The following is a 23353-nucleotide window of genomic DNA, read 5'->3' as shown; positions in this document are numbered from 1 at the left end:
CCCCACTTATGCAGGAGAATGTCATGACTACCGAATACACACGTCACCGTATCGGCCTTGTCGGGTCGGGTATCGCCACCTCACTCTCGCCCGCGTTGCACGCACACGAAGCAGCAGCACTCGGACTCGACGATTACAGCTACGAACTGATCGATCTCGAGAACCTGAACATCTCGGTCGAGAAAACCGGTGAGGTGGTGCGTGGCGCCGTCGCGGGCGATTTCACCGGACTGAACATCACCCACCCGTGCAAGCAGGTTGTCGTGGACGCGCTCGACGAGCTGTCCGGCAACGCGCGGTTGCTCGGTGCCGTCAACACGGTTGTGGTCGACAACGGCCGTTTGATCGGCCACAACACTGACCACAGCGGATTCCTCACAGCACTGCAGCGCGGTTTGCCCGACGCCGCCTTGGACCGAGTGGTGCTTGCCGGGGCAGGAGGGGCGGGTTCCGCTGTGGCATACGCACTCGCCGCCGCCGGCACCACGGATCTTCGCATCGCAGATATTGATCCCGATCGCGCTGCCGATGTGTGTTCTCGCGTCGCCTCGGCCTTCCCTGGCACGCGCACAACGGCTTTGGCGATCGATGAGATCGCCGTCAACCTGACGACGTGCGACGGCGTCGTCAACGCATCTCCGATCGGCATGGTGGGTCACCCCGGAACTCCCTTCGACCCTGCGGCGTTGCATTCCGGATTGTGGGTCGCTGACATCGTTTATCGACCGATGCACACCGAATTGCTCGACGCTGCAGCTGCTCTCGGATGCGCGGTTCTCGACGGTGGGCAGATGCTGGTGGCTCAAGCCTCTGACACCTTCACACTCCTGACCGGTGTCGAAGCCGATACGGATCGCATGCGCAGCCATCTGAGCGAGCTGCTCTCCGAGACGGCATGCGCATGAGCACAACCGAACACCTACTTTCCCGCGAAGTACCAGGAGCACTGATGAAGGTGACTGCGCCTTTCGCCGAACCTCTCGACATGGGCAGCGTCCGCCTCCGGAACCGGTTCGTGTCCGCCCCGATGGAACGCAACTACTGCGAAGTCGACGGCACCATGACGGACGAGTACATCGCGTACCTCGCCCGCCGCGCCGAAGGTGGTGCTGCACTGATCTTCACCGAAGCCAGCTACGTGCGTGCCGACGGCAAGGGACGCATCCGGCAGATGGGCGTCGACGTCGACGAACGGATTCCCGGCATCAAGAAGATGGCCGACGCGATCCACGCTCACGGCGCCCTCGTCGGAGTCGAACTCAACCACGGTGGACGTACGGCGCAAGGTTCTGTCAGCGGGTTTGTTCCCGTTGCCCCGACACCGATTCCGTGTTTGGTTGTCGGCGGCGAGATGCCAGAACAACTCGACGCCGACGACATCGAGCACATCATCGAATGTTTCGGTGAAGCCGCAGCGCGCTGCCAGCAGGCGGGCGTCGACGTCATCTCCCTGCACGGTGGCCACGGGTACTTGATCCACCAGTTCCTCTCCCCTGCTTACAATCACCGCGACGACGAATGGGCCGACCCCACCTTGTTCGTCAACAAGGTCATCGCCTCCGTCCACGAACACGCTCCGGGAATCACTCTGGGACTTCGATTCTCAGCCTTCGAAGGCATTGCCGGCGGACTCGACGCCGAGACAACCCGCTCTCGCATCGACGCCATCGACACCGACCGACTCGATTTCCTCGACGTCTCGGCCGGCAACTACGAAGCGGGACAGTGGATCATCCAGCCCGGTGAATGGTCCCGTGGACTCCTCGCGCCGTACTCCGAGCAGTACCAACGCGACTTCGACATCCCGGTGGGTGTGGCCGGACGCATCACGTCGCCGGAGATCGCCGCGCAGATCATCGATTCCGGGCAGGCGAACTTCGTCAGCATGGCCCGTACGTTGCACGCCGATCCGGACTTTCCGAATCGCGCTGTCGACGGTGGCCGGTACCGGCCGTGCATCGCCTGCAACTACTGCATCGACAGCCTGGCCGCCGGCCCCATTCCCTGTTCCGTCAACCCGTGGGTCGGACGTGAACTGGATCAGCCTACAAAGCCGGCTGATGCCACCGTGCGGGTCGCCGTCATCGGTGCCGGTCCGTCCGGAATGGCCGCTGCCCGCGACCTGGCACTTGCCGGTCACCGCGTCGACCTGTACGACGAACGCCCCAGTCTCGGTGGCGACTTCGCTCTGGCATCGAAGCTGCACGAGTATCCCGAATACGGGCGAATCGTAGACTGGTACCTCGTGGAACTGGCCGAACTCGGAGTGCAGTGCCACACTTCGACCAGAGCTGACGCAGCATTGCTGGCAAACAGTGACTTCGACGCGATCGTCCTTGCTGCCGGTGGGCACGGTCCCGAGACTGACCTCCCCGGAGCAGCAACCCGCACCGTTCGCGACATCCGCGAATTCCTCGTTTCCGGAGACCCTGCCCCTAGTGCAATCACCATCTTCGGCGCCGACCGCGAGGCTGCTGCCGTCGCAGACGATCTGCTCCAGAAGGGCACCCAGGTCGTCATGATCGGGCCGCAGGAAACCATCGCACACGATGTCGGCCGACGCGGCAAGATTGTGCTGCTGCCGCGTCTGGCCGCAAGTGAGAACCTCACGACCTACCTGAGCTCGATCGTCACGAAGGTCGACGCTAAGTCGGTCACGATCTCGACAGGCGGTGTCCTGAGCGAAGTCGACGCCCCCGGCGAGCTGCTGATCTCACAGGGCGTCGAGCCGCGCTCGGAGCTTCTGGCCGAACTACGTTCACTGGCACCACGACTCGGGGTCCATACCGTCGGCGACGCGAGCGGTGACGGCGGATCCATCCATGCCGCACTCGTGACCGCAGCCGACGTTGCCGTCACCATCACCGCCGCCGCTGCGGCCCGTCAGGAGGTTCACGCATGAGCGCACACACAGCCGCACCGGTGGCAACTGCGTTGCCACCCATCGGACTCGGAACCTGGCCACTGGTCGGTGCCGACGCCACGAAGTCGGTTCTCTCCGGCATCGAGGCCGGGTACCGCCTCATCGACACCGCCGCGATCTACGGCAACGAGGACGCCGTCGGCGTAGCGTTGGCGGAGTCTGCTCTACCGCGAGAAGAACTGTTCGTCACCACCAAACTTCGCGGAAACGACCAGGTTTCCGGTGACATCCGCGGAGCGCTCGAGCAGAGCCTGGAACGACTGGGACTGGATCAACTCGATCTGTTCCTGATCCACTGGCCGCTCCCGCGAATCGATCGTTACGTTGCGTCGTTCGAGGCGATGCTGGCCTGCCGCGACGCCGGACTGGTTCGGTACGTGGGTGTGTCGAACTTCCTCGAGCACCACCTGCGCCGCGTCGTCGCCGAAACCGGCGAAGCACCGGCAGTCAACCAGATTCAGATGGACCCGTCGCTCGCTCGGATCCCGGTTCGCCGCGCCAACGACGAACTTGGCATCTTCACTCAGTCGTGGAGTCCGCTCGGCCGGGGTGACGTGCTCGACAACGCCGTGGTGAGCGAGATCGCCGGTCGAATCGGTTGCACACCAGCTCAAGTGGTCCTCGCTTGGCACGTCGCGCAGGGTGTGGTTCCGGTCGCGCGATCAGCGAACCCGACGCGTCAGGCCGAGAACCTGGCAGCACTCGACGTGACCCTCTCCGGCGAAGACATCGAAGCACTGAACAGTCTCGACCGCGGCGAGTCTGCGGCGCGGGACGTCGAAGCAGAGGAACATTTCTGATGACATTGAAAGTCGGAATCGTCGGCTGCGGCAAGATCGCCGGCAACCATGCCCGAGCCCTGCAACAAGTCCCCGGCGTCGAGGTAATCGGCTGCTGCGATCCCGATCTCGGACGCGCCCAGGAGTTCGCGGCAGCGCACGGCATTCCCGCAGCCGTGAGTTCAGTGGAGCAACTTCTCGCCCTCGGACTCGACGCCTGTACGGTTTGCACGCCACACCCGGTACATGAAGAGGTAGTCGTGGCCGCTGCCGAAGCGGGTGTACATGTGTTGTGCGAGAAGCCCATCGCAGTCGATGTTGCTGCCGCCGACCGCATGATCGAGGCCGCCGACCGCGCCGGTATCACGTTCGGAGTGCTCTTCCAACGCCGATTCTGGCCGGCTGCACGTCGGATCCGGGACGCCATCGACGACGGCCGGATCGGACTGCCCACGCTAGGCGAGGCGTCGGTGATCCTGCACCGCCCGTCGAGTTACTACTCGGCCGACGCGTGGCGCGGACGCTGGGACACCGACGGCGGTGGCGTGCTCATGACGCAGGCGGTGCACCAGATCGACATGCTGGCCTGGTTCATGGGCGAGGCCGTCTCGGTCAGCGGCTTCATACGCACCCACACCCACGGTGAGCACATCGAGACCGAGGACAGTGCGTCAGCTGTAATTTCCTTTGCTTCGGGCGGCACCGCCACCGTCACCGCGACTACCGGTGCCAATCACAATCTGGGCAACCGCGTGACAGTGATCGGGCGCACCGGCGCCATCGCCAGCGTCCTCGAATTTCCTGAAGGGCACGAGGGTGTCAACGAAATCTGGACCGTGCCCGGCGAAGTGGAGTTCCAGTCGCCGTACTCTGCCGACATCGACGCCAATCTCGATGTGGGAGCGGTCAATGCGGCACTGACCGACTTCCACACCCTGCAGGTTCAGGACTTCGCCGACGCGGTCCTGACCGGGCGCGAACCCGCCGTCACCGGACGAGACGCCCGCGCGTCACTTGCCATCATCGCCGCAATCTACGAATCGTCACGAACCGGGAAGGTTGTCGATCTGACATCGACGCCGACCCTCGCAACAACTGCCAAGGAGCAGAAATGAGTAGCAGTACCCCCCTCACCTACGACGTAGTTGTCGTGGGCTCCGGCGCAGGCGGGCTTTCCACAGCAATTGCCGCAGCACATGGCGGCGCGTCGGTACTCGTTGTCGAGAAGGCCGACACCTGCGGCGGCGCAACGGCCTGGTCGGGCGGGTGGATGTGGACCCCGCGCAACATGTTTGCCATCGCCGACGGGGTTGTGGAGGATCGTTCGGCGCCGCGGACATATCTGGAGAACCGACTCGGCGACAACTTCGACGCTGCCAAGGTGGATGCACTCCTCGACGGCGCACCGGAGATGGTCGAGTTCTTCGAACGCAAGACTGCACTGAAGTTCGTTCCCGGAGCCAAGATCGCCGACATTCACGGCGACACACCGGGAGCCGGCACGGGTCATCGTTCCGTCGGACCGAAACCGGTGAGCTTGCGAAAGCTCGGACCCGACGTCGCGGCGCTGCTCCGTCGACAGTTGTACGAGACGTCATTCCTCGGAATGGGCATCATGGCCGGCCCTGACCTGCAGGCATTCCTGCACTCGACTCGATCGCCGAAAGCATTTGTGCACTGTGGCGTTCGCGTGACAAAGCACATGTTCGATCTCGCCACCAAGCGTCGTGGCCAGCAACTCGTCAACGGCACTGCGCTTGTCGGCATGATGCTTCGCTCAGCGCTCGATCTCGGCGTCGAGATTCGGGTGAAAACGTCGGCAACATCGCTGCAGACTGACGATGACGGTCGCGTTGTCGGTGTCCGCCTCGAAGGTCCGGATGGTGCGTACTCGGTAACTGCCACGCGCGGCGTCGTACTGGCCACCGGCGGCTTCGCCCAGGACATCGACCGCCGACGTGAACTGTTCCCCCGTACCCCCACCGGAAACGAGCACTGGTCACTCACTCCGAAGACAACCACCGGCGACGGCATCACCCTCGGCGAATCCGTGGGTGGTCGCATCGACCGCACTCTTGCCTCCCCCGTCGCGTACTGCCCCGTCTCCATCGTTCGTTATCGCAACGGCAAGGAAGGGGTGTTCCCGCACATCCTCGACCGCGGAAAGCCCGGTGTCATCGGAGTTCTCGCGAACGGCAAGCGTTTTGTCAACGAGGCACTCGGCTACCACGACTACACACTCGCGATGGTCGAGCAGGTTCCTGAGGGCGAAGAAGTGTGCTCGTGGTTGATCGCCGATCAGCAGTATGTGCGCTACCTCCCGCTGGGCATGGCCAAGCCCCTGCCGATCCCGATCCAGCCGTACCTGCGCTCGGGATACCTCACACGTGGTCGCACCGTTCGCGAACTGGCAGAGAAGATCGGCGCTGATCCGACGCAGTTGGAGAAGACAATCGAGGCATTCAATGTCGGGGCCGTGGCCGGTGAAGACCCCGAGTTCGGTCGCGGTACAACACCGTTCAACCGGGGTTCCGGCGATACCGCCAACCCCTGGCCGAACCCGTCGCTCGCTCCTTTACAGAAGGGTCCGTACTACGCGGTGAAGGTGGTGCCGGGCAGTTTCGGTACCTTCGCCGGGCTTGTCACCGACTCATCGTCGCAGGTTCTCGATGACAACGACCGCCCCATCGAGGGATTGCTCGCCGTCGGCGTCGATCAGGCCAGCGTGATGGGCGGGCACTACCCGTCGGGCGGCATCAACCTCGGCCCGGCTATGACGTTCGGGTATCTAGCAGGTCGGGAACTGGCCGGAGCCAAGACAGTTGGAGCGCACGCATGACACTCACACTCGGGCTGGCAGCCCTCACGGTGCTCGATACCGCACCGATGCAGCACGTCGACTTGGCCGAAAAGCACGGCTTCGACACCATCGGTATCCGTCTGATGCCCGCGGCACCGGGCACTACGGCGTACCCCCTGCACGAGGACAAGCAGGGGTTGAACGAATTGGTGCGTCGACTAGGCGATTCACCCGTTGAGGTATTCGACCTCGAAATCATCCGCCTTGCAGCCGACTTCGACCCCGCCGACTATGTTCCGCTTCTCGAAGCGGGTGCACAGCTCGGAGCCAAGGCCGTTCTGGTGGGCGGCGACGATCGCGACCGCGCTCGGCTCACGGACTCCTATGCCCGCCTCGCTGAACTGTGCGCGAACTACGGCATCGTCGCCTCGCTCGAATTCATGCCGTGGACTGCGGTGCCCGATGCGCGTGCGGCCATCGAGATCGTCTCGGCGGCAGACGGTCCGGCTCGTAGTGTCCTGGTCGACGCACTCCACACCGACCGCTCGGCGACAACCCTGGAGGATCTTGCGTCCATCCCCCGCGAGTGGCTTCACTACGCCCAGATGTGCGACGGTTCGACCCCCGCTCCCACCGATGACGCAGAACTGATCCGTCACGCCCGCGAAGAGCGTCTGGTGCCCGGCACCGGCGGCATCGCCCTGGCCGACATCTGGTCGACCCTGCCTTCCGGACTGCCGGTCAGCATCGAATTGCCCAACGAACCGCTACGTCAGGCCGTCGGCACCGACGCCTGGCTGGAGCGCCTGGTCGAGGCCACGCGAGCAGTGTTGGCCTAGCGGCCCTGTGCGCGTTTAGCGAGTCCAGGCACTCCCTAAACGCGCACGGGGGCGTCAGCCCCTCCGAGCCGCAACGGCCTGCGCCAGACGGTCCAACTGCGCTGCGGTGGTGGACCAGTCGATGCACGCGTCGGTGATCGACTGACCGTAGGTGAGCTCGTCCGCCTTACCCAAGGTCAGGTCCTGACGGCCGGCCTCGATGAAACTCTCCAACATGACGCCGGCGATTCCCTGCTCGCCCTCGGTCAGACGTCGGGCAATGTCGTCCAGCACGACGACCTGACGCTCGTGGTCCTTGCTGCTGTTACCGTGGCTCGCGTCGATGACCACGCGCTCGGGCAGGTTCGACTTACGCAGGCGAGCAAGGGTATCCGCGACGGTCTCGGCATCGTAGTTCGGTCCGTCGCTGCCGCCACGAAGAATCACATGGCAGTCCGGGTTGCCCGCGGTCCGAATCAAGGCAGCCTGGCCGTCGAGATCCGTTCCGGGGAACACATGGCTCGCCGCCGCAGCGCGGGTACCGTCGACGGCTACCTGCACATCACCTTCGGTGGAATTCTTGATGCCGACGGGCATGGACAGCGCGCTGCACAGCTGACGGTGAACCTGACTGGCGGCGGTCCGGGCACCGATCGCACCGTAGCTGACCAGGTCGGCGATGTACTGCGGCATGATCGGATCAAGGAACTCGCAGCCGACAGGCAGGCCCAGACTCGACACGTCGAGAAGCAACTTGCGGCCGATACCGAGCCCGGTGTTGATGTCGAACGTGCCGTCGAGGTGGGGGTCGTTGAGCAGGCCCTTCCACCCGAGAGTGGTGCGCGGCTTTTCGAAGTAGACGCGCATGACGATGTGCAGATCGTCCCGCAGTTCTTCGGCCTTGGCGGCCAACCGGCGGGCGTAGTCCATCGCCGCTTCCGGATCGTGCACGGAGCACGGACCGACAACGACGATCAAACGATCGTCGTCACCGTTGAGGATGTTGATCGTGTCGGCCCGACCGGTGCGCACGGTTGCGGCCGCGACCTCGTCCGGAGCGTGCTGAGCACGAACAGTCGCCGGTGACACGAGCGGACTGATACTCACAGTGCGCTGATCGTCGAGGCTGTCCGAAGCTGCAGTGGTGTCGATGGTGACAGTCATGGGGTTTTCGGTTTCCTGTTCTCAGGCCGACCCCAGAGATGAAGAGAAACTCCAGCGAGCCGGTCTGTAGTCCGGCTCTTGGGTGGAGGTTGTCAGCGCGTGGTTACGCCGGCAGGCCCACCCGGGGCCGGCCTGCTAAACCAGAAATAGACGCGCTGCATGACGGTCACCATACCTCGAGTTCGGATCAGATGGGCGCGCCCCTCCACAACAAGCCGAATCCGAGGGGCGAGTCCCGTGGCACGAGTCCGTGAAGAATGGCCAAATCCGCTGAGCGGTTGGCGCTTTCGAGTAAGGCTCCGGCTGCGAAGTTCGAATACGTTGGTTAGGCACCTGCCAATGCCCGGAACATCAGATGGAGCTGCGCCTTCTCATGCCTGTGATCGAATCGACCGAAACCTTCCACCCGACGGTGTCCCCTTCTGCGACCGAAACCCCCTTGCAGTCGACAAAAGATGTGGACGACGAATTCGCCCGTCTGATCGATTCCTTGACACGACGCGGGTTCCTGACCGGTGCGGCGGCGCTCGGTGCACTGGGCGCACTGTCTGCATGTTCGAGCGAATCCAGCGGCATCGAAGCCTCGGACGAGTGGGTCGACATCGTCGTCGCGGACCAGACCTACCGCCTCCCGCGGGACCCCAAGCGTGTCGTGGTGCTCGAAGCCCGAGGCGCCCTCGATTTTGCACTACTGGCCGAGTACCCGATCGTCGCGACCAATTGGGATCCGAAGTCTCAGCTCATGCAACAGGTACCCGCCGGCGCAGCTCGCCTCGGTGGGACGAACAACGAACCGAATGCCGAATCGATACTGAGCTACGACCCCGATCTGTTGGTTGTCGGGAAAGGCTGGTGGGATTACTACCAGGACAAGGGCCTGCTCGGCACTGACATCGCCCCGGTGCTCGTCGTTGACGAGGGCACGACGGGCTCGTCTTGGAAACAGGCCATGACCGCGCAGCTCACGGCGCTCGATCGCCGCGAAGTCGCCGAACGCGTCATCGCCCGATACAACGCCGAACTTGCTCGAGCGCGGGCCAAGATCGGTGGTCTCCTCGAAGGCAAGTCGATTGCGATCGCCGGCGCCGACAGCGGTCAGATCTGGCTGCAGAACAACACGTTCGCCGTGTCGGTTGCACAGGACCTCGGCCTGAACGTCTTGACTGACGCCGCCCATGCCGCACCCGATCGGAAGGATTCGACTTTCTACAGCCTCGAGGAGCTCGCGATCTTCGACCAGGCCGACTTCGTACTGCTACAGAACCCCGACGCCGTCGAAGCCGAGTCGCCGACGTGGAAACGAGTCCGCGCTGTCCAGGACGGCCATGTCGGACAACTGCGATACGACCTCAACAACGGCCTCGCTCTGACTGCGATGGCCCTGGCCGCTGATATCGCCGAACAGGTACAGGTCATGCGCTGACATCCGTGCGGGCATTGGATCGGTACTGGAGTGACCCCGCCACACCTGGTGGGGTCACTCACGCCTCCAAGCGGAATTCGCCTCGCACCTGGCGTACACCGTTGATCTGCACTTCGACGGCATGGTCGCCGGCGTAGTACTTCCGGGTACTGATCGGTTTGAAGGAATGTCTCTTCGCGATGCGGGCCGGCACCCCAGGCTCGAGCGTTCGTGTTGTCAGTTTGAAGACCTTGGGCGTCGTCGTCCCGTTGGCCTTCACGTGGTGGACGATGTAATCGATCACGACGGTGACGGACTCGCTGCCGTTGTTCGTGACGGCGAAGTCGAAGGTGAGTTCTCCACCCGCATCGACTATTTCGCGGTCGATGACGAACCCTTCGACCACGACATCGGTGGGCGGCGAGAACCCCAGAAGAGACAGAGCATCTGGGTCGCCGGCCTTGATCAACGTCCGCAATGCATGTTTGACGATTTTCAGTGTGTTGGAATCCGGTGTCTGTAACCAACGCTTCGCAGTCGACACGGCGAGCGCTGCGTCAGCACGACTGAGATCGTTGAGATGGTTTGCGACCGAGCGTCGTACATATTCCGAATCATCCCGATACAGCTCGTCGAGAATGGCGATTGTCGACTCGGGACGCGCCGTCAATTCTTTCACTCGTCTTCCCCAGGGCAAACGAGTACGAGTGCCTTCGGTCGCCAAGCGCCGGACGTGTTCGTCTTCATGGCCGGTCCAGGTGAGTGCGATCGCCAGCGAACGGTCAAGGTTCGTTTCGAGAAATGTGCGAATTGCGAATTCGGCCGTCAGACGCGACGTCAGCTCGGCAAGGAGAGCCATTCCCTCGTCGAAGTCCGACTCGGAGCCACTTCGTGTCGCCGTGACGGCGACGGCTTCGGTCACCGGCCAGATCATCCAACCAGTGAAGGTCTCCTCTGAAAGCGCACGGCGGATGATCTCGGCGAAGGCCGGAAGATCCTGAGGCAGTTCGGCAGTCATCGCGTCCCGCACGACGCGGGTACGTTCGCCGAGACTCATACCGTCGAATTCGGATGTACTACCCCGAACGAGGGCGAGGCGTGTCTGACCGGAGGCTCGCTCGAGGCAGCCTGCCAGATCGGCGACGACGGATTTCCCGAGCAGTTCGTCAGCGGTGGGCATCAGGGGCACACCGTGAGAGCGGAAATCCGATCACCGTCGAGAGAAAAATGGTGATGCAACTGGACGGGGCTTCCGGGAAAATCACCCTCGACCTTCACCGACACGACAACGGCCGAGCCTGGGGTGTTGACCGACTCGATCTTCTGGGTGAACGTGAACACCGTCGACACGGCGGACTTCCACGCCACGATTTCTTCGATCCCGACATACGTCCGGCCGTCGTCACGCACCACCGCGTCTTCGGTGAACACGTCACGGACGTCTCCGCCGTCGAAATATGCGCGCGCTGCGCCTGGCACCTTCGCTGAGTCGATCATTCGCGAAGAGTACTGCTGGGGTCCGACAGGTTCGGCGAACTCACTGCGCGAGCGGACGCCGCCAACTGAATCTCCATCAACAGCCTCGTCGAGGGCTCGGACAGGTCGGTATCTGTTATCTCCTCGACCCTTTTGATCCGATACCTGAGTGTGTTCGGGTGAATGCGAAGCTGCTCGGACGCGCGTCGGACATCGCCCGAATGCGCGAGGTAAACGGAGACACTTTCACGCATGTTCGACCCGTTACGCCTGTCGTAGACGTCGAGCGCGTCGATTCTCGGATCGTGCAGTTGCTCGTCGGCCGCAATCGCGTCCATGATTTCGCCCAGCAGCACCGGAGTGCGCGAGTCCGCGAGGGTGGTCACACGAACATCCCCCGACGTTCCGTCCAAGACCCGATCCACTTCGGCGCGAGCCCTAGCCACCTCCGCAAGCGTCGAAACCGGCGACGAGACTGCGGCCCGTAAACCCGAGGGCGACACCTTGTCCAAACGCGCGACAACTTCACGGGTCCACGAGACTGTGGATTTCACGGATTGGGTTCGCGGAAACAGCACATAGATCCGGGCGCCGAATGCACTCACCAGCGATTCACGGTGAAAGGCACTGGCGTGCAGGCGCAACGACGACACGAGCTCACCCGAACCCGACAACACGCTGCCCCCGACACTCGCCACGCCGATCACCATCGCGGGTCCGGACATCGGGATGGACAACGAGGCCGCCAGAGAAGGAACATCGACGCCGCCGCCGCGAACCCCGAGCAAGCGCTGAACCTGTATCGCCTCGTTACTCGGCGCGTCTCGGATGCGCGAAATCAGCCGAGCTGCAATGGCCGCGGCACCGCGGAGCACTCTCTCGGCATCGCCGGCGATGGGAAGCGGGCCTTCCTGAACCCAGATCGTGCCGAGCAGATCAGAACTGAAACCGCTCTCCCCCTTGACGTTCTCGGAAATTCTGCGAATGGGAACCACCAACCGTCGCCTGATCGCGAGGTCTTCGTGCGCGGGCACCTCGACCACGTCGTCACTTCGCCGCAAGCTTTCGAAGACGCCCCACTCCTGCAGCTTCCGGAGGTATTCCCGAGGTCCTTCACGGCCGAGGATCGATTGCCGGCGGAGCTCGTCCGCAGCATCTCCTGATGCCGAATAAGCCATGACGTGGGAACGCTCGTCCTCGATGCTGACCATCCCCCGCGTGAGTGACGCGACGTTCTGCGCCAGCTCGAACAAGTCTGTGTCACTGCCGAATACAACGTCCTCGGAATCTTGACGGGATACCGAATGATCGAGCACGCCCCGGATCGTGGTGAACAATCGATCCCAACGAGCGTCCGGATGGACTGCTATCAAGGCGATCCCGGCGCGCTGTGCCGCCGCGCGCACCGACGTGTCCGAGGCCTCCTTCGACATGACGGCCCGAGGCGCTGATCCCTTCTGATCGACGCGGTTCAGCCAGGCTGCCAATTCTGCTGCGCCGATACCGACAGCGAGCCAGAGCTCAGAGGATTCGACGTCTGCGGTTCCAGGGCGTGTGAGGTCCCCGACCTCCGCAAACACCACGGAGTCGACGAAGACGTCATCACCTGACGGCGCGAAGACGAGCTCGACAAAGGATCCGCCCAGCGCCCGAAGGACCGCGTCGAGCCTGACCTCACGGATAGCCACGTACCACCCACTTTCCGGACCGTTCCAACGCCTTAATTTCGAGAATAGTGCATTTTCCTGCGGAAATGGTTCAGCCGATCGAACAAACAGCGTCCGAGAAGTTTGGCCGATCAGCGGATTACTCGCCGACTCCTTTCGGCTTGACTGATGACGACACGACAACTGCCCCACCCATCAGTCTGCCGAAGGATCGTCATGGACGCCGTCACCAATGTCCCCCACCCCTCCAACGAGCCGGTCAACAATTACGGGCCGGGAAGCCCGGAACGATCACGCCTACGCACCAAACTGACCGAACTGGCCGAGGCACCCACCGACATCCGACAGGTCATCGGGGGCGTCCACCGAACTGCGGAGGGCAAGCGGGAGAACGTAGTTCAACCACACCGTCACAGCTCGGTCATCGGATCGTTTGCGGGCGCAACGCACTCGGATATTCGTGATGCCATCGACGCCGCTACACTCGCCGCCCCGGCCTGGCGCGACCTCTCGTTCGACGACCGAGCTGCGGTCTTCCTCCGCGCCGCCGATCTACTCTCCGGCCCGTGGCGCGAAACCATCGCCGCCGCAACAATGCTCGGTCAGTCGAAGACCGCATATCAGGCCGAGATCGATGCCCCGTGCGAACTGATCGATTTCTGGCGTTTCAACGTCGCGTTCGCTCGTCAGATACTCGCCGACCAACCCGTTTCCGCTCCGGGAGTGTGGAATCGCGTCGAATATCGACCACTCGAAGGTTTTGTCTACGCGATCACTCCCTTCAATTTCACCGCCATCGCCGGAAATCTCCCTACCGCACCTGCCCTGATGGGCAACACCGTGATCTGGAAGCCGTCACCGACGCAGGCCGTCGCGGCATACCTCACGATGCAACTACTCGAAGCCGCCGGCCTCCCGCCCGGGGTGATCAATCTTGTTCTCGGCGACGGACCCACGGTGTCCGAAGTCGCGCTGGCCGACCCCCGCCTGGCGGGCATCCACTTCACCGGATCGACCGCAACGTTCCAGCGTTTGTGGCGTGAGGTCGGAGCCAACATCTCGAACTACCGGACGTATCCGCGTCTCGTCGGCGAAACCGGCGGCAAAGATTTTGTACTCGCACACAGTTCAGCAGACCCCGACGTACTCACGACGGCATTGATCCGCGGGGCCTTCGACTATCAGGGACAGAAATGCTCGGCCGCGTCACGGGCATTCGTCCCGAAATCGGTGTGGGCCAAGATGGGCGACACGTTCATCGACACAGTGTCGTCACTGAAGTACGGCGACGTCACCGACCTGACGAACTTCGGCGGCGCCGTCATCGACCAGCGTTCCTTCGACCGCAATGCCGCCGCGATCGACCGAGCCAAGTCGACCGGCAGCCTCACCATCGCAGCAGGCGGCGACTACGACGACCGCGAAGGATTCTTCATCTCGCCGACGGTCCTGCTCGGTGACGACCCCAGTGACGAGGCCTTCAGCACCGAGTACTTCGGCCCCATACTCTCCCTGCACGTCTACGACGACTCCGCACCGAATGCGTACGCCGACATCCTCGCTCGTATCGACAGCGGATCCGCGTACGCCCTGACCGGTGCCGTGATCGCCACCGACCGTGCAGCCGTCGATCAAGCTCACCACGGTCTGCGGTTCGCCGCCGGAAACTTCTACGTCAACGACAAGCCGACGGGCGCGGTAGTCGGACAACAGCCCTTCGGCGGTGCGCGGGCTTCCGGTACCAACGACAAGGCCGGTTCGTCGCAGAATCTGCTCCGTTGGGCGTCGACACGCACCGTCAAGGAAACCTTCGTTCCTCCCACCGATCATCGCTACCCCCACCAGGACGTCGATCGAGCCGAGAGCGAGAACCGTTGATGAGTGCCGTCTCGCTGAGCAACCCGCTGCGCCCGGTACTCCTCGCGGCGGCACGCTCGTCGCGGCTGGAGAAGACAGTCTCCGGGATGACCGTGACTCGCAAGCTGGTAGACAGGTTCGTCGCCGGGAACGCGGAACCCGCAGCGGTGTCAGCCGTACGCGACATCCTCACCAGTGGCCGGTTCGTGACGGTCGACTACCTCGGCGAGGACACTACCGATCCAGCTCAGGCAACAGCTACCGTCGACGCCTATCTCTCCCTTCTCCGCTCGTACGCAACGCTTTCCGAAGCGGCTGGGACGCAACACACCCAAGAGGTTTCGCTCAAGCTCTCAGCGTTAGGGCAGTCACTTCCCGGTGACGGCGAGAAGATCGCCCTGGCGAACGCTCACCGAATCGTCACAGCGGCAGACGAAGTGGGCGCGTGGGTCACCGTCGATGCGGAGGATCACACCACCACCGACTCGACACTGTCCATCGTCGAAGAGTTGCGCCGCGACTTCCCGACGCTCGGCACGGTCCTGCAGGCGTATCTGCACCGCACCGAGGCCGACTGCCGGCACTTCTCCGGATCAGGTTCACGAATTCGGTTGTGCAAGGGTGCATACAAAGAACCGGCCGACGTTGCGTTCCAAAAGCCCGGCGAAGTCGACGCGTCGTACCTGCGTTGCCTGAAGGTCTTGATGGAAGGTGACGGGTACCCGATGGTCGCCTCCCACGATCCCACCATGATCGACGCCGCCCTCGAACTCGCCACATTGACCGAACGGACAGCCGAGGATTTCGAGTTTCAGATGCTCTACGGCATCCGCGACGGCGAACAACGCAGATTGGTAGCCGAAGGCAATCACCTGCGGGTCTACGTTCCCTACGGCAGCCAGTGGTACGGCTACTTCATGCGTCGCCTGGCGGAACGGCCGGCCAACCTCATGTTCTTCATGCGCTCACTCGCCTCCAACAACTAGGTGCTGGAAACCGGTGGCAGCGGTGGCAACTCGAGGTTCTCACGGAAGGTACCCCCGACGTAATCTGTTCCCACGATTCTGCGCTTGCGTAGTTCCGGTAGCAGTCCGTTCGTGACGAAATCGCGTGTACGCGGATCGGCAAGGTCACCGAGCGTGATGACGTCGAGTACGCCCGCGTCGTATCGTTCCTCGATCGCGTCCGCGAGCTGTTCCGGGGTGCCCGCCGCTGCCCAGTGGCCGGTGTCCTTGGACGCGATGATCAACTCACGCAGAGTCTTTCCTTGTGATGCGAGCTTGCCGAAGATCTCGACCCGGCCCCGTCGTCGATTCACCGACGACGGGTCCGGCAACAACGACTCCGGGATCGGCCGGTCCAGCGGCAATTCCGAGAAATCCACGTCACCGCCGAACATGTCGGCAAGCCTCGTGCGACCGGCGTCGAAGTCCGTCGATTCCTCGGCTTCTCTGACCAATCGTTCGACTTCGGTTTCGGTAGCGCCGTACGTTGCGTGGAACGAGCTGAAAATCAGTGGCAGTTCGTCCCCACGCCCCAACTCTGCCGCCCGGGCGCGGATCGTCTTCGTGTAGGTGACCGCGTCCTCGAAGGTTGCGAGAGAAGTGAATACGACCTCCGCGAAGCGAGCACCCAGTTCGATACCTCCGGCAGATTGGCCGGCCTGGAATTGGACCGGACGACGCTGCGGCAGGGAGGGGATGTTCAGCGGCCCCTGCACCGTGAAGTACTTGCCTCGATGCTCGATGGGGACCACCCTCGACGGATCGAGCACCGCTGAGCCCTCTCCCCGGGTCAGGGCGCCGGGCTTCCAACTGTCGAAGAGCGCGTTGACCACCTCGAGCGATTCGGCCGCTCGGGCGTACCGCTCCTCCGGACTCGGCAGGTCCAGGTCGCTGTAGTTCTCTTCTCCGAGTGAGGAAGTGACGGCATTCCATGCGGCTCGACCATTGCTGACGTGGTCCAGGGTGCCGAACAACCGTGCCAGGTTGAAAGGGTGATGAAACGTCGTCGTGACGGTGGCGATCAGCCCCACATGGGTGGTGACCGCACTCAGCGCGGCAAGGAAGATCAACGGCTCCTGCGCGCCGATCGCGCCCTGCGCGCCGAAACTCAGCAGGTCGGCGGCAAACAGTCCGTCGATCTTGTTCGCCTCGGCCGTCTTTGCGACGTCGATCGCGGACGTTACCGTCGAAGTCGTCGGATCGATCGCGGCGTCGTAGATACTCACCGCCCCGCTGACACCGGTCACCGTCTTGAGTGGACGCCTACGATCGGCCACCGACCATCCTCCTGGCTTCGCGAAATCTGTTCCGAATTCACAACGCTAGACCGATCCTGGCTCCCGACAAGGTATTCACTCAGCCTGGTTCTATCCCTCCGAACACCGCTTGGTCACGCCCCGGATTTACGGGCACGATAGGCGGCGACGTGCGCCCTGTTCCCACAGTTTCCGGTGTCGCAGTATCGCTTCGAACGATTGCGCGACAAATCCACGAAGACCGCTTCGCAGTCCGGGGCCTCGCACCATCGCAACCGCGAGAATTCGTCGGTTCGGATCAGATCGAGCACACCCATCGCCGCTTCTGCGGCCATCCGGTCCACCAGTGGCGAATCGTCAGCGGTGACGTGCAGATGCCAGCCGAGGTCGTCGTGCCTGGTGAGCCGCGGCCTCGCGCCCGATTCGAGCAGCAGTGTGTTCACCACCTCGACGGCGTCGTCCACTCCCGCGGCTTCCCAGAACTTTCGCAGTCGTGGACGCAGCGCACGAACCGCCGTCAATTCCTCCCGCGTGCCGTCCCGCCTGCCGGTCCAATGATCCGCGTCGAGAAACCGTGTCAGCTCCCCTTGATCCGGAAGCAGTTCAGCCCCGCCGCGGGCCGTGTTGACCAACGACGCGGCGAAGACGAGCGCCGATTCCGTGTCACCAGCAAAATGCACTTTGACTCCTGAGCTCTATCAACCTAATGTCAGCATCGTAATCGCTTTTACTCCTGACGGGTGACGACGTGAACTCTCGCAACGGCTTGATCTTCGCTCTGCTGTCCGCGGCAACGTTCGGCGTCTCGGGCCCGTTCGCGAAGTCTCTCATCGAATCGGGGTGGTCCCCCGGCGGCGCAGTGTTCGCGCGCGTTGCCGGCGGCGCACTGGTGATGATGGTGATCGCCGTAGCCACCCAATGGCCTCGCCTACGACAGGTGAGCGCCCACACGCGAACGGTACTGCTGTACGGGGTGTTCGCGATCTCGGGCGTTCAACTGTGCTTCTTCAATGCCGTGCAACATCTTTCGGTCGGCGTCGCATTGCTTCTCGAGTACCTTGCACCGATCATCGTCATCGGGTGGGTGTGGATAACCAAGGGCGCGCGTCCGAGCGTGCAGACGCTTCTCGGTGCGGCGGTTGCCATGATCGGCGCCGCCGTGGTGATCGACGTCTTCGGATCGGCAGAGATCAGTGCCGTCGGAGTCGCCTGGGGACTGGCCGCCGCGGCATGCCTTGCAGTCTATTTCGTCATTTCCGAACGTGCGGACGGTGATCTCCATCCTGTTGTGCTCGCGGCATCGGGGCTCACGGTCAGTGCAATGGTCATCGGCGCGCTCGGACTCGTCGGCGTCCTCCCACTCCAGTTCTCGGCCTCGAACGCCGTCGTGGCAGACCATTCGGTGAACGTATGGCTGCCGGTGGTGGTCCTGGTCCTGGTCAGCACTGTCATTGCCTATCTCACCGGCATCGCCGCAATCACGCTGCTGGGGCCGACAATCGGATCTCTCGTAGCGCTGACCGAAGTGCTGTGCGCGGTCCTCGCCGCGTGGATCCTGGTCGGGGAATCCGTCACTGCACTCCAAGCTGTGGGTGGCGCAGCAATCATCGCGGGGTTGGTCCTCGCGCGCCTCGGCCAGGTTGCACCGAAACAGATACCGGCCGACCCGATGACAAATGTCATGGCAGAAGAATGACGGACGGACGAGGGATTACGACCTCGAAGCGAGCAGATTCTATGTATGACCTCAGCACAGGCACGGCATTCACCACAGGCACTGCACACACTCACTGAAGGATCGGCACACGACGCCGTCCGGTTGACCGGACTTCGCAAGAGTTTCGGAACCGTCGACGCCGTCAAGGGTATCGACCTGAGCATCCGCCCCGGCGAGATCGTCGCGTTCCTCGGCCCGAACGGCGCAGGCAAGACGACAACCATCGACATGATCCTCGGCCTGTCCCGGCCGACGTCGGGCGACGTGAGCGTCTTCGGAATGTCACCGCGATCGGCGATCGCCCGCGGACTCGTCTCCGCAGTCATGCAGACCGGCGGACTACTGAAAGAGCTGACGGTTGCCGAGACGGTGCAGCTGACCGCCAGCCTGTACGCCCAATCCCGTCCGGTCGACGAAGTGCTGGGGAGAGCCGGAATCCTCGACATCTCCGATCGCCTGGTCAGCAAATGCTCAGGCGGACAACAACAGCGGTTGCGATTTGCGATGGCGTTGCTGTCGAACCCGCAATTGCTCATTCTCGACGAGCCCACCACCGGCATGGACGTCGAAGGGCGTCGGGACTTTTGGTCCGCCATCCGCGCCGACGCAGATCACGGTCGCACTGTGCTTTTTGCGACGCACTACCTCGAAGAGGCCGATGTCTACGCCGACCGCATCATCCTGGTCAGGCAAGGCATCGTGGTCGCAGACGGGACCACCGCCGAGGTCAAGGCGATGGCGTCCGGACGCACCCTGCGCGCGACTGTTCCAGGCATCACCGACGAACTCCTGCGAGCCATACCGAACTCCGACGCCGTCGAGGTGCGCGGTGAGTCACTGCTCGTGCACTCGGGTGACACCGATGCCGTTGCACGGTTCCTGTTGACCAATACCCAGGCTCGCGATCTCGAAATCGTCTCGCGTGGCCTCGAAGACGCATTCATCGCACTCACGTCGAACAACTCCGAAGGACAGAAGTGATGACCACTGCAACCGAAGCGAACACCTACGGAGCCGAGCGAACCGTCGTACCTCTCGGCGGATTCAACACGACGCTACTGCGACTGGAATTTCGTCGCCTGACCCGCAATCGGCGCACGATGATCTTCACGCTCGTCATGCCGGTTGTCTTCTTCCTCGTCTTCGGTCTCGGTCAAGGCGACGACGACCACGGGATCGGGCACGGCAATGTCGCCGCGTACATCATGATCAGCATGGCTCTCTACGGCGCGATGCTGGCCACCACCAGCGGCGGAGCGATGGTCTCGATCGAACGAGCGTCCGGATGGAGCCGACAACTTCGGCTGACTCCCCTGACCCCGGTCGCCTACATCGCCGTCAAACTGATCATGGCGATGCTGCTCGGTCTCGTCTCGATCCTTGTCGTCTACGTCGTCGGCGCGTTCACCTCGGCGCAGATGGACGGATCACTCTGGTTCACAACGGCATTGATCGCCTGGTTGGGATCGTCGATCTTCGCGGCCTTCGGCCTGTTCATGGGGTATCTACTCCCCAGTGAGAACGTCATGCAGTTGCTCGGACCGGGACTGGCTCTGCTCGCCTTCGGCGGCGGACTCTTCGTGCCGCTCACCGACGGTTCCGTATGGGCGACCATCGCACAGTTCACCCCGATGTTCGGCATCAACGCCCTCGCCCACGCACCGTTGACGGGCAATAGCATTCACTGGACCTGGATCGTCAATATCCTGGTGTGGTTCGCCATCTTCGCCGGCGGAGCGATCTGGCGGTTCCAACGAGATACGGAGCGTGTGTAGTTGTCGCAAACGACTGACCGAGAAGATTCCGTCGCGCTCCCGCGGCGGAATCGTTTCGGCGTTCTCTTCGCGGCGGTCTGGATGGTATTTCTCGGCGGGCCGCTGATCGAGGGATGGAATCTGCGCGACGAACTGCGCGGCTGGACAGGGATTCTCGCGACGGTCGCCTTCGGTTCGCTCTATCTCTACACGTTCGCCACAACGCAGCAGCGGCGTCGAATGACAATGACTCGGCCGACGATTCGCGAAGCTGCACTGGCTTTGGCCGCCTTGACCGCGTTGGCCGCCGTGATGATCGTCAGCGTCGGGCCGACTGGTTTGGCAGCCGCACCGTATCTCGCGGTGACAGCGGTGACGCTGCTGCCGACCGTCGCGGGCGGCATTCTCGCCTTGGTGTTCGCGGCCTCCGTGGAGATAGTCAGCCTCTCGTCCGGGTGGGGGAACTACTCCGGACTCTCGCTCGGAGTCTGCGCGGCCGCATTCGCGACCTGGGGCATCATGTCCCTGATCAGCCGCAACTTCGCCATGCTCCATGAACGCGAAGAGCAGGAGCAGCGGGCAATCATGGAGGAGCGCACGAGGATGGCGCGCGATCTGCACGACATCCTCGGGCACTCGCTGACCGTCATCACGATCAAAGCCGAACTGGCCAATCGCCTACTCGATGTCGATATCGAACGTGCGCGCAACGAACTCGACGACCTCGAAAGACTTTCGCGTGACGCGTTGGCAGACGTGCGCTCGGCCGTCGAAGGATTTCGTGGGATTTCTCTTCCCGTCGAGATAGCCCGAGCACGAGAGGCATTGCGTGCGGCTGGTATCGAGGACGAGGTGCCGAGCAGTACCGACATGGTTCCCACGCGTCTTCGCGAACTCTTTGCATGGACGATCCGTGAGGGCGTCACCAACGTCGTTCGACACAGCGGTGCGACCCACTGCCGGATCACGGTCGACGAAAATAGTGCGTCGGTCGTCGACGACGGGCAAGGGGCCGGGTCGACGTCTTCCGGCAACGGTCTGATCGGATTGCGCGAGCGCGCCGGAGCGTCGGGCGCACGAGTGATCATCACTCATCCCCAGCCGCAGGGGTTTGCACTTCAGGTAGTCGAACAGGAGACAGAGTGAACAGCCAGGGCGATCGAGCAACCATACGGCTGCTCTTGGCGGACGACCAGGCGCTCGTGCGAGGAGCGTTGGCCGCACTACTCGATCTGGAATCCGACCTCTCCGTGGTGGCCGAGGTCGGTCGCGGCGACGAGGTTGTGGCCGCCGTTCTCGAACACCACCCGGATGTCGCGCTTCTGGACGTCGAGATGCCCGGCATGGACGGAATCGCCGCGACGGCGGCCCTTCGCGAGGCAGCACCCGACACCCGAGTCCTGATCGTCACCACGTTCGGACGTCCCGGATTTCTTCGCAAAGCCCTGCACGCCGGGGCCGGCGGGTTCGTCGTCAAGGACACACCCGCCAGGCAGTTGGCCGACGCAGTCAGGCGTGTCCACGCCGGACTGCGCGTCGTCGATCCCACCCTTGCGGCCGACAGCCTCGTCAGCGGCGAGTCGCCTCTGACGGAGCGTGAGACCCAAGTACTGCGCGCCGCTCATGACGGCGCACCCGTGGCAGCCATCGCAGGGGCGCTCTTCTTGTCCGCAGGGACGGTTCGAAATCATCTGTCATCCGCAATGGGTAAGACGGGTGCGTCGACGCGCGCGGAAGCCGTCAGAATCGCCGAGTCGAACGGCTGGCTCTGATCCGCGTGGCCGGAATCCACTTCCCCGGCAAATAGTTCGCGGTTCGATTCTTGACGGCGATTTGTCCAAATCACTCAAAGTAGGGACCTTCTACCCTAGGGATTTTCCCTGCAAACGACCCCCTTCGCGAGAATCCAAAACAGCTAATCGTTCGATAACTGGCTATGATGCAGTTAATTGAATCGACGGAGCCTGTGCGTAACGGGGGAAGGGACGTCTCATGTCGAACCAGTTCAACGATCGCTTGAACTCGCTGTTCGAGACTGCCGACTTTCACGTCACCAACGCGATGGTCGTTCGCGGCATGACCGAGTTCGGCTGCCGCATCTCGACGCCGTACCTGTCCCAACTGCGCACCGGCGTCCGAACCAACCCGTCACCCGAAGTGGTTGCCGCCCTCGCCCACTTCTTCAACGTCCATCCGGACTACTTCTACGCCCCGTCCGATCAAACTCCGCCCGCGATCTCGGGCGGCGAGGCGGACCTCTCTCTCCTCGAACAGCTGCACAACGTGCGCCTGCGAAACCTCACCTCTCGCGTCGTCGATCTATCGCCGTCTTCGCAGGATCTGCTTGTCGAAATGGCGGAGAATCTACGTTCCTCCGAGAATCTTCCGCGCGTACCACCGGACTCGAATTCCTACATGTCACGCGCGTAGCGCCCTTCGCCGACTCTCCTTGACTGCTCAGGGAGGGTTGGCCTTATGCTGGTCGATGCAGCTGGTTCGCCCGGCGCGGTCATGAGGAGCCCCGAAGACCGTTCCCGGCGTCGAAGCCCCGTCAGCGCAAGCTGTCGGAGTGAGAGGGAACCCGGTGAAAATCCGGGACTGTCCCGCAGCGGTAAGCAGGAACGACCGCCGTTTATGTGCACTGGGCATCCGCCTGGGAAGCGACGGCCAGTAGGTTCGATCCAACTCGATCGAGTGCCCGCGAGTCCGAAGACCTGCCGACTGTGTCGGGCACGC

General features: G+C 63.0%; 21 protein-coding genes and 1 riboswitch. Of the genes, 15 read left to right on the top strand and 6 right to left on the bottom strand.

Annotated elements, in window-relative coordinates:
- The first annotated feature begins 23 nt into the window (after positions 1-23).
- Genes H351_RS09645 through H351_RS09620 form a run of 6 tightly spaced genes read left to right on the top strand, consistent with a single transcriptional unit; the run spans position 24 to position 7341 of the window.
- Positions 24-905, top strand: coding sequence for a shikimate dehydrogenase (locus H351_RS09645; RefSeq protein WP_029256056.1), 882 nt, complete (start codon positions 24-26; stop codon positions 903-905).
- A gap of 44 nt (positions 906-949) precedes the next feature.
- On the top strand, positions 950-2902 hold the full coding sequence (locus H351_RS09640) for an oxidoreductase (protein WP_029256057.1): 1953 nt from the start codon (positions 950-952) through the stop codon (positions 2900-2902).
- Entirely contained in the window at positions 2899-3723 is an 825-nt protein-coding gene (locus H351_RS09635) for an aldo/keto reductase (protein WP_029256058.1), read from the top strand. Before H351_RS09640 ends, H351_RS09635 begins: the two co-directional genes overlap by 4 nt.
- Positions 3723-4817 carry a Gfo/Idh/MocA family protein gene (locus H351_RS09630; protein WP_029256059.1) on the top strand — a complete coding sequence of 365 codons (1095 nt, stop codon included), beginning with the start codon at positions 3723-3725 and terminating at the stop codon, positions 4815-4817. Before H351_RS09635 ends, H351_RS09630 begins: the two co-directional genes overlap by 1 nt.
- On the top strand, positions 4814-6541 hold the full coding sequence (locus tag H351_RS09625) for an FAD-dependent oxidoreductase (protein WP_029256060.1): 1728 nt from the start codon (positions 4814-4816) through the stop codon (positions 6539-6541). The genes H351_RS09630 and H351_RS09625 overlap by 4 nt, the downstream gene beginning before the upstream one ends.
- Positions 6538-7341, top strand: a complete 804-nt coding sequence (locus tag H351_RS09620) for a sugar phosphate isomerase/epimerase family protein (protein WP_019744994.1) — start codon at positions 6538-6540, stop codon at positions 7339-7341. Before H351_RS09625 ends, H351_RS09620 begins: the two co-directional genes overlap by 4 nt.
- Positions 7342-7395: 54 nt before the next feature.
- Here the strand turns inward: H351_RS09620 and H351_RS09615 are convergent, their stop codons facing one another.
- Positions 7396-8484, bottom strand: coding sequence for a 3-deoxy-7-phosphoheptulonate synthase (locus H351_RS09615; protein ID WP_020908849.1), 1089 nt, complete (start codon positions 8482-8484; stop codon positions 7396-7398).
- Between the two features lie 373 nt (positions 8485-8857).
- Between H351_RS09615 and H351_RS09610 the strand changes: the two genes are divergently transcribed.
- Positions 8858-9907, top strand: a complete 1050-nt coding sequence (locus H351_RS09610; protein WP_037120513.1) for an ABC transporter substrate-binding protein — start codon at positions 8858-8860, stop codon at positions 9905-9907.
- Positions 9908-9965: 58 nt separating this feature from the next.
- On the opposite strand, the gene H351_RS09605 is transcribed toward H351_RS09610, so the two are convergent.
- From H351_RS09605 to H351_RS09595, 3 genes are read right to left on the bottom strand one after another with little or no spacing between them, the layout of a single operon-like run.
- Positions 9966-11066, bottom strand: a complete 1101-nt coding sequence (locus H351_RS09605) for a DNA alkylation repair protein (protein ID WP_029256062.1) — start codon at positions 11064-11066, stop codon at positions 9966-9968.
- Positions 11066-11383: a nuclear transport factor 2 family protein gene (locus tag H351_RS09600; RefSeq protein WP_029256063.1), complete on the bottom strand. Its 318-nt coding sequence runs from the start codon at positions 11381-11383 to the stop codon at positions 11066-11068. Before H351_RS09600 ends, H351_RS09605 begins: the two co-directional genes overlap by 1 nt.
- Complete coding sequence (locus H351_RS09595; RefSeq protein ID WP_029256064.1) at positions 11380-13050, bottom strand: PucR family transcriptional regulator; 1671 nt, start codon at positions 13048-13050, stop codon at positions 11380-11382. Before H351_RS09595 ends, H351_RS09600 begins: the two co-directional genes overlap by 4 nt.
- A 195-nt stretch (positions 13051-13245) precedes the next feature.
- Here H351_RS09595 and pruA point away from each other — a divergent pair, with 195 nt between their 5' ends.
- Positions 13246-14907, top strand: a complete 1662-nt coding sequence (pruA, locus tag H351_RS09590) for an L-glutamate gamma-semialdehyde dehydrogenase (RefSeq protein WP_029256065.1) — start codon at positions 13246-13248, stop codon at positions 14905-14907.
- Positions 14907-15872: a proline dehydrogenase family protein gene (locus H351_RS09585; protein ID WP_029256066.1), complete on the top strand. Its 966-nt coding sequence runs from the start codon at positions 14907-14909 to the stop codon at positions 15870-15872. Before pruA ends, H351_RS09585 begins: the two co-directional genes overlap by 1 nt.
- Here H351_RS09585 and H351_RS09580 read toward each other — a convergent pair.
- Both H351_RS09580 and H351_RS09575 read right to left on the bottom strand, forming a co-directional pair.
- On the bottom strand, positions 15869-17167 hold the full coding sequence (locus H351_RS09580) for an NtaA/DmoA family FMN-dependent monooxygenase (RefSeq protein WP_029256067.1): 1299 nt from the start codon (positions 17165-17167) through the stop codon (positions 15869-15871). The two genes, H351_RS09585 and H351_RS09580, sit on opposite strands and share 4 nt — an antisense overlap.
- Before the next feature lie 113 nt (positions 17168-17280).
- Entirely contained in the window at positions 17281-17826 is a 546-nt protein-coding gene (locus H351_RS09575; protein WP_019745002.1) for a CGNR zinc finger domain-containing protein, read from the bottom strand.
- A gap of 68 nt (positions 17827-17894) precedes the next feature.
- Here H351_RS09575 and H351_RS09570 point away from each other — a divergent pair, with 68 nt between their 5' ends.
- From H351_RS09570 to H351_RS09545, 6 genes are all read left to right on the top strand, one after another.
- Positions 17895-18842, top strand: a complete 948-nt coding sequence (locus H351_RS09570) for an EamA family transporter (protein WP_019745003.1) — start codon at positions 17895-17897, stop codon at positions 18840-18842.
- Between the two features lie 45 nt (positions 18843-18887).
- A complete protein-coding gene (locus tag H351_RS09565; protein ID WP_029256068.1) occupies positions 18888-19844 on the top strand; it encodes an ABC transporter ATP-binding protein in 957 nt (318 codons plus the stop codon).
- Complete coding sequence (locus H351_RS09560; protein WP_019745005.1) at positions 19844-20638, top strand: ABC transporter permease; 795 nt, start codon at positions 19844-19846, stop codon at positions 20636-20638. The genes H351_RS09565 and H351_RS09560 overlap by 1 nt, the downstream gene beginning before the upstream one ends.
- The gene (locus H351_RS09555; protein ID WP_029256069.1) at positions 20639-21763 is read left to right on the top strand and encodes a sensor histidine kinase; all 1125 of its coding nucleotides are present in this window, start codon (positions 20639-20641) and stop codon (positions 21761-21763) included.
- Complete coding sequence (locus H351_RS09550; RefSeq protein WP_029256070.1) at positions 21760-22389, top strand: response regulator transcription factor; 630 nt, start codon at positions 21760-21762, stop codon at positions 22387-22389. The genes H351_RS09555 and H351_RS09550 overlap by 4 nt, the downstream gene beginning before the upstream one ends.
- A 220-nt stretch (positions 22390-22609) precedes the next feature.
- Positions 22610-23047 (top strand): helix-turn-helix domain-containing protein, encoded by a 438-nt coding sequence (locus H351_RS09545; protein ID WP_019745008.1) that lies wholly within the window; start codon positions 22610-22612, stop codon positions 23045-23047.
- Positions 23048-23144: 97 nt separating this feature from the next.
- Positions 23145-23353, top strand: a riboswitch (cobalamin riboswitch).

Source organism: Rhodococcus erythropolis R138 (assembly GCF_000696675.2).
Lineage (GTDB): Bacteria > Actinomycetota > Actinomycetes > Mycobacteriales > Mycobacteriaceae > Rhodococcus_F > Rhodococcus_F erythropolis.
This window is presented reverse-complemented; position numbering and strand designations above follow the sequence as displayed.